Source organism: Clostridioides sp. ZZV15-6388 (genome assembly GCF_020657755.1).
Taxonomy (GTDB): Bacteria; Bacillota; Clostridia; order Peptostreptococcales; family Peptostreptococcaceae; genus Clostridioides.
The window spans coordinates 1-575 of sequence record NZ_JAGWCU010000077.1; the positions used below are offsets into that span (position 1 = coordinate 1).

The window sequence follows — 575 nt, forward strand, 5'->3', positions numbered from 1 at the left end:
AATATTGACATTGTTTTTTTGTGCATGTCACTGAATAAGGATTTTAACATTCATAGATTGGAGAGGTATCTGTCTTTAACATGGGAAAGTGGAGCTATCCCAGTAGTAGTACTTACTAAATCCGACTTATGTGACAATGTGCATAGTAAATTACAAGTAGTTAATTCTATAGCCTTGGGTGTAGATGTAGTTGTTACCTCATCTATAGAGCCAGATGGTTATAAACAGATTTCTAAGTATATTAAACCAGGCTGTACTGTTGCCTTACTTGGTTCTTCAGGAGTTGGAAAATCTTCATTAATTAATTGTCTGATGGGTGGAGAATTTTTAAATACAAAGGAAATTCGCATAGATGATGATAAAGGAAGACATGCCACGACTAGACGAGAGCTATTTTTAATTTCAGGTGGTGGTATTGTTATTGACACACCAGGTATGAGAGAGTTGGGAATGTGGGATGTTTCGGAAGGTTTAGATAAAAGTTTTGCAGATATAGAAGCTTATTTCGGAAAATGTCATTTTCGTAATTGTACTCACACCTCAGAACCAGGCTGTGCTATCTGGAAAGCTATTGC

The 575-nt window shown here is 36.2% G+C and carries 1 protein-coding gene; it reads left to right on the forward strand.

From position 1 onward, the window contains the following. Window positions 1-575: ribosome small subunit-dependent GTPase A (rsgA, locus tag KGF48_RS19785; RefSeq protein WP_227868497.1), on the forward strand; the 575-nt coding region annotated here is incomplete at both ends.